The following is a 6,502-nucleotide window of genomic DNA, read 5'->3' on the forward strand; positions in this document are numbered from 1 at the left end:
TGGATACAACGTTGTAAAGGTGGGGCCTGCGGCGTTCGCTGCCCGGCCGGTCGGTCGGCTGCCAGCGGGGTCGATGATGAGGGGCATGACCGCTACCACCGAGGGCCGGGGCATGGCCGAGCTGGCCGCCCTCCTGGCCGACGGCACCCGCGCGGGCATGTGCCTCGCGCTGCTGGACGGCCGCGCCTGGACGGCGGGCGAGCTGGCCCGTCGCGCCGGGATCGCGCCGTCGACGGCGAGCGAGCACCTGAACCGGCTGGTCCGCGGCGGGTTGCTGGTCGAGGAGCGCCAGGGGCGGCACCGCTACCTGCGACTGGCCGGGCCGTCGGTGGCCCAGCTGATCGAGGGCCTCGCCGGGCACGCCCCCGCCCCGCCCACGCCCACCGGGTCACTGCGCGCCGCCACCGCCGGCGCCGCCATGGCGTACGCCCGCACCTGCTACGACCACCTGGCCGGGCGGCTGGGCGTGCTGATGTACGACGCCCTGCTCGCTGACGGGCGGTTGGACCGCTCCAACGGGCTGACGCTCACCCCGGACGGGTGGGACTGGGCGGCCGGGCTGGGCGTACCGGTGACGGAGCTGCGCGCGGCGCGCCGCCCGGTCGTCCGCGACTGCCTGGACTGGATCGAGCGCCGCCCCCACCTGGCCGGCGCGCTCGGGGCCGCGCTCTGCCGCCGCTTCACCGAGATGGGCTGGACGACCCGGGGCGCCAGCCGCGCGATCCGCCTCACCCCGACCGGTCGGCCCGCCCTCGCCGCGGCCCTGCACGTTCCCGAACACACCCTGATCCCGACCCCACCGGACCCTCCCACGGGCGGTCGCGCCTGACCTCCGGCCGCCCCGGGTTGATTGACTCGGGCTCGGTGACGTCGGGGTGTGCCCGTCGCCGGACACCCCGGTCTCCAGGACGTCGAGTCGATCAAGGGGGCGGGATCGTTCGGCCGGGGGCGAAGGATGCGGCCGCTACCGTCGGCCGGTGACTCTCGCCTGGCCTGTCGTACCGCCCGTCGCCGGAATTCCGGCGTGCGGGCCCCCTTCGTTCGAGCCCGCAAGCGGCTGGTCGGTGACACGGCACGCCGACATCCGAGCCGTGTTGACCCACCCGGCCTGCCGGGTGCCGGCCGTCGAGACCGGTCCGCCCGACACACTCGCCTGGCTGCGCGCCACGGTGAGCCGGTTCAGCCCGCCGCAGTGGCACGCCGAACGCCGGGCGATCGGCGTGGGCGCGCTGGCCGCGCTGGACCCGGACGAGCTGCGCCGGGAGGCGGCGGAGCTGACCGTCGCCGTGCTGGACCGGGCCGGTGACCGCCTCGACGTGATGCGTCATCTGGCCCGGCCGGTGCCGCTGCGGGTGCTGGCCGGTCGGCTCGGCTTCGCCGATCCGGTCGCCGCCGGCACGGCGGTCACGGTCGTCGCGGCCGCGTACCACCCGGGGGTCGACCCCGCGCTGGTCCGGCGGGCCGACGGCGAGGTGGCCGCTCTGCTGGCCCTCGCGCCGCCGGGCCCACCGGAGGTACGGGCGAATCGGATCGGCCTGCTGGTCCAGGCGTGCGACGCCACCGCCGGCCTGATCGGCGCCGCCGCCCACCACCTGCTGCCCCCACCCACCGAGCGGCCGGCCAGCGACCCGCGCGGCCGAGTGGGGACCGTGCACCTGCTGGCCGAGGTGCTCCGGCTCGATCCGCCGGTACGGGCCACCCGACGGGTCACCGTCGCGCCGCTGCGGCTCGGCGGGCGGGACCTGCCGGCGGGCACGTCGCTGCTGCTCCGGTTCGACGCGGCCAACCGGGATCCGGCGGTGTTCGCCGAGCCGGACGAGTTCCGCCCCGGCCGGCCCGGCGGCGGGCTGCTCACCTTCGGCGCGGGGCAGCGCGGCTGTCCGGGAGAGCGGCACGCCCTCGCCCTCGCCGCCGGGGTGCTCGACGTACTGCGCGAGCGGTGCCGGCGCACCGGCGCCGAGCTGCGCCACGAACCGCACCCGACGCTGCGCGTTCCGACCACGATGGAGGTGACGGTCCGATGAGCGACCGCCAGGAGGCGTTCCACGCCCTGCACCACGCCGGCCGTCCCCTGCTGCTGCCGAACGCGTGGGACCATGCCTCGGCCGCGGCGCTCGCCGCGCGCGGGCACCCGGCGATCGGCACCACCAGTCTCGGAGTCGCCGCGGCCGCCGGCCGTCCCGACGGCGCGGCGGCCACCGGGGCGCAGACCCTGGCGTTGGCCCGCCGGCTCGCCCGCCTGCCGGTGCTGCTCACCGTCGACGTGGAGGCAGGCTTCAGTGCCGACCCGGCGGTTGTCGCCGATTACGTGGCCGAGCTGGCGGGGGTCGGCGTGGTCGGGATCAACCTGGAGGACGGACGCGCCGACGGCACCCTGGCCGACCCGGAGGACACCGCCGAGAAGATCGCGGCGGTGAAGGCGGCGGTGCCCGAGCTGTTCGTCAACGCCCGCACCGACACCTGGTGGCTCAAGGTGACCGACCCGCTGCCGCGGACCCTGGCCCGGTCCCGTGCCTACCGGGCGGCCGGCGCCGACGGGATCTTCGTGCCCGGCATCGCCGACCCGGCCACGCTGCGCCTGCTCGCCGAGCGGATCGACGCGCCGCTGAACGCGCTGTACCAGCCGGGCGGACCCGGGCTGGAGGAGCTGGGCAGGGCGGGCGTGGCCCGGGTCAGCACCGGCTCCCTGCTGTTCCGCGCCGCGCTGGCCGCCGCGGTCGACACCGCCGAGGCGGTCCGCGCCGGCGGAGTCGCCGCGTCCCCGGCGCTGCCCTCGTACGCCGAGGTGCAGGGCCTGGTCGCGGCGGACGGCGACTGACGGTTCGTGCCGGCTGGCGTTCCCGCGCGACCGTTCGTCCCCCGTCCACCGGCCTGCCGGGCATCGGTCCGGTCGGCTTCATTCGAGGAAAATAGGAGGATTGTTCGGTCTTATCCCCGTGCCGCTGATTACGGTGTCTTCAGGGCGATTCACCCAATGTCGTGACCGGAGAGAGGACCCCGTCATGCGAGTGCCCAGCCGTAGTCCGGGACAGCAGCCCGGTCCGTCCGTGTCGCCCACCGCCCCGGCCCGTCGTCGGCCGCCCGGCGCCGCGCCCCGCCGTCTGCCCGCCGTCCAACCCGACCTCGCCGCGTACCGGACGGCAGTGGCCGACCTGCTGGTCGAGGTGGGTGCCCTCGCCGACGCGTCCAGCACCCGGGCCCGGCAGGTGCTGATCGACGAGCGGCTACGCGAACCGGCCCTCGCCCAGGTGCTCGACGCCACCCCGCAGGGCCTGCTCGGCGCCCGCGAGACACTGCTGCTCGAGATGGCCCGGTACCAGCCGAACGAGCGCACCTCCGCGCGGGACCTGACCGCCCTGGTCCGCATCTACCTGCTCTCGCGCATCGACGTGCTGTGGTGGCAGGACGCCCCCACCTTCGTCACCGACGACCAGGTCAACGCCAGCGCCGACCTGGTCGACCTGGAGTGGCTGCGTCGCCGCGACCTGCTGCGCTTCCGCTACCAGGAACAGCCGGCCAACCTGCTGGGCCGGGCGGCGCGCGGCCTGCGTCGCCGGCTGCGGCCGGACGCCACCCCGCGCACCGCCGGGCTGCTGTTCCGCCGGGCCCGACGGGAGATCGTCGCGCTCCTGAACGACCTCGGACGGGAGTTCGCCGCGGCGACGCCGCCCGCCACCCCGCCGCTCTGGGTGACGAGCCTGGTCCGCAGCGCCGAGCACCAGTACCGGCTGCGCCGCCTCGGCTACGCCGCGATGCTGCCCAGTGGGCACTGCCTCGGCTACGCCGTCGACGTGGAACTGGCCTGGTACGAGCGCTTCGGCACCCGGCAGACGCTCGCGGAGCTGCTGCTGGCCCGGCAGGAGGCCGGCGAGCTCAACGTGATCGACGAGGGGCAGGCCTGGCACCTCTGTCTCGCACCCACCGCCCGGCGCCGGCTGCGCCAGGCGTACGAGGCCGAGCTGGGAGTCTGAGCGCATGTGCGGCATCGCGCTGAGCCTCGGCCCCGAGGCCGACCCGGCCACCTTCCGGCGAATGCTCGCCGTCCTCGCACCACGCGGCGAGGTCACCGAGACCCGGTCCGAGCGCGGGCTGCTCGCCGGCACGCGCCGGCTGCGGGTGGTGGACCGGGAGCGTGCCGTGCAGCCCTGGGTGTCGCCCGATGAGCGCTGGCTGCTCTGCTTCAACGGCGAGATTTTCAACCACCGGGAGTTGCGCGCGCAGCTGACCCGGCTCGGGTACGTGTTCCGCACCGAGGGCGACACCGAGGTGCTGCTGGCCGCGTTCGAGCGCTGGGGCGAGGATGCGGTGCACCGGCTGCGCGGCGAGTACGCGTTCGCGATCGTGCAGCGCTCCACCGGGCGGGCGTACCTGGCCCGCGACCCGCTCGGGGTGAAGCCGCTCTACTGGTCCCGCCGGCCCGGCTGCCTGTACCTCGCCTCCGAGGTCAAGGCGCTGGTCGGGCACGGCGCCCCGGTCGCCGAGGTGCCGCCCGGGCACCACGGCTGGGCCGAGCCCGACGGGCACCTGCGGCTGCGCCCGTACGTCGACCTGCTCACCCTCGGCGACGGACTACCCGTCATCGACGACCCGGACGAGGCCGCCCTGCTCGTCCGGGCCGCGCTGGCCGACGCCATCCGGATGCGGGTGGACACCGACCTGACCGTCGGGGTGGTGCTTTCCGGCGGGCTGGACAGCGCGCTGGCCCTGCTCTACGTGCGCGAGCTGCACCCGGACTGCGTGGCGGTGACGGTCGGGGTGCCGGACAGCCCCGACGTGGCGTACGCGCGGCGGCTCGCCGCCGACCTCGGCGTACCGCACGAGGTGGTCGAGCTGCGCCCGCGCGACATCCGGCTGGCCGACGTCCGTGAAGCCATCCGCATCTCGGAGCTGACCGAGTACGGCGACATCATCAACGCCGTCGTCACCATGCCGATCTTCCGGCGCCTGCGTGAGCTGGGCGTCAAGGTGGTCCTCACCGGCGACGGCTCCGACGAGCTGTTCGGCGGGTACCCGATGTACTCCCAGGTCGGGACGGCGGCCCGCCGGCTCTTCCTGCACCGGATCCGCAACCTGTGCCGGACCGAGCTGCAGCGGGTCGACCGGACCGCGATGGGGCACGGTGTGGAGGCCCGGGTGCCGTTTCTCGACCTGAGCGTGGTGGAGCTGGCGATGCGGCTGCCGCTGGAGCTGAAGCGCCGCGACGGGCAGGAGAAGTGGATCGTCCGGCAGGCCTTCGCCGACGTGCTGCCCGACTACATCCGACGGCGACCAAAGAGCCCGATGTCGTACTCCTCGGGGCTGCACGAGCGGGTCCGGCTGTACAAGCCGCTCTTCGCCCGGCTGCACCGCTCCTTCGGCTACGACCTGCTGGAGCCGGTCCGCCGCGACTTCGACACCGTGCTGACCCGCTGCGGCAACGACCTGGACCGGGCCATCGCGCACGGCCTGGCCCGACCCGACTACACCGTCCTGGAACACGCCCGGGACCTGGTCGGCGCGGCGACGTGGAACGCCGCGCCGATGGTCCGCCGGCTGGTCGGCCCGCGCCCGGCGCGCCGCTCGACGGTCGGCTGACCGCCTGCCGGTACCGGGTTGCCCGCATCGGGGTGCCCAGCCGACCGGTAGCGCCAGGTCCGAACACCGCCAGCACCATGGCCGACGCCCGGCCAGGCTGGGCACATGATGACCGGTACCACGTTCCGCGTCCGCGCCCTGCCGGCCGCGACGCTCGACACCGTCCGCCGCACCGGCCGCGACGCCGCGGACCGACCCGCCGAGGCGCTCCCGGCCGGGGGCGGTGAGCCGCTGCGCTGCTGTCTGCGCGACGCCGAGGCGGGGGAGGCGCTGCTGCTCTTCGGGTACGCGCCGCCCGGCGCCGCCGGCCCGTACCGGGAAATCGGCCCGGTCTTCGCCCACGCCGGTGACTGCCCGGGCCCGGACCGGTCGGGCGGCCATCCCGCGGCCTGGCGGGGGCGGCCCCAGGTCCTGAGGGCGTACGACCGGCGGGGCCGGATCCACGGCGGCCGGCTGCACGACGGCACGGACCCGGAGGCGGTGATCGCCGAGCTGCTCGCCGACCCGGCGGTGCACCAGCTGCACAGTCGCAACGTGGTGTACGGCTGCTTCATGTTCGCCGTCGAGCGGGCCGACGACGCCCCTGCCTGATCCGCCGCCTGCTCCTCGGCGCGCGGTCGTCGGCACGGTCCTCGGCGCCAATGCAACGGCGCGTGGCCAACGGCGCGCGGTCGGGGTGGGACAGCTCGCGACGAGGGCGATGACTCTGAGGCATATTTATGGGTCTTGTGACGGATGTGTGGGCCCGTGTGTGGTCATCGGCGGGTAGTTGGGGTCGGTGGCCGCCGAGGCTGAGCATGGCCAGGGCGATGAGGGCGTCGGGTGAGTGGAATCCGAAGGCCATCCGGGTGATCAGGCGGATCTTGGCGTTGACGGACTCGATCCGGCCGTTGGACAGGCCGTGTTCGATGGACGCGAGGATCGCGTC

Annotated in this window: 6 protein-coding genes and 1 pseudogene; 6 read left to right on the forward strand and 1 reads right to left on the reverse strand. The window is 75.2% G+C overall.

Going from position 1 to position 6,502, the window contains the following annotated elements; genetic code table 11:
• Nucleotides 1–85: 85 nt before the first annotated feature.
• The 6 genes from ACFOW4_RS19565 (at nt 86) to ACFOW4_RS19590 (ending at nt 6,165) form a co-directional block, all read left to right on the forward strand.
• Nucleotides 86–829, forward strand: a complete 744-nt coding sequence (locus ACFOW4_RS19565) for an ArsR/SmtB family transcription factor (RefSeq protein ID WP_377529712.1) — start codon at nt 86–88, stop codon at nt 827–829.
• A gap of 235 nt (nt 830–1,064) precedes the next feature.
• Entirely contained in the window at nt 1,065–2,024 is a 960-nt protein-coding gene (locus ACFOW4_RS19570) for a cytochrome P450 (protein WP_377529713.1), read from the forward strand.
• Nucleotides 2,021–2,818: an isocitrate lyase/phosphoenolpyruvate mutase family protein gene (locus tag ACFOW4_RS19575; protein ID WP_377529715.1), complete on the forward strand. Its 798-nt coding sequence runs from the start codon at nt 2,021–2,023 to the stop codon at nt 2,816–2,818. Before ACFOW4_RS19570 ends, ACFOW4_RS19575 begins: the two co-directional genes overlap by 4 nt.
• 184 nt (nt 2,819–3,002) lie before the next feature.
• Nucleotides 3,003–3,971: a DUF5715 family protein gene (locus ACFOW4_RS19580; protein ID WP_377529716.1), complete on the forward strand. Its 969-nt coding sequence runs from the start codon at nt 3,003–3,005 to the stop codon at nt 3,969–3,971.
• Nucleotides 3,972–3,975: 4 nt separating this feature from the next.
• The gene (locus tag ACFOW4_RS19585) at nt 3,976–5,574 is read left to right on the forward strand and encodes an asparagine synthetase B family protein (protein WP_377529719.1); all 1,599 of its coding nucleotides are present in this window, start codon (nt 3,976–3,978) and stop codon (nt 5,572–5,574) included.
• Between the two features lie 105 nt (nt 5,575–5,679).
• Complete coding sequence (locus ACFOW4_RS19590) at nt 5,680–6,165, forward strand: DUF1203 domain-containing protein (RefSeq protein WP_377529721.1); 486 nt, start codon at nt 5,680–5,682, stop codon at nt 6,163–6,165.
• 172 nt (nt 6,166–6,337) lie between these two features.
• On the opposite strand, the pseudogene ACFOW4_RS19595 reads toward ACFOW4_RS19590, so the two are convergent.
• Nucleotides 6,338–6,502 (reverse strand): annotated as a pseudogene (locus ACFOW4_RS19595) (transposase); the annotation flags it as partial.

Source organism: Micromonospora sp. GCM10011542 (assembly GCF_042650685.1).
Taxonomy (GTDB): domain Bacteria; phylum Actinomycetota; class Actinomycetes; order Mycobacteriales; family Micromonosporaceae; genus Micromonospora.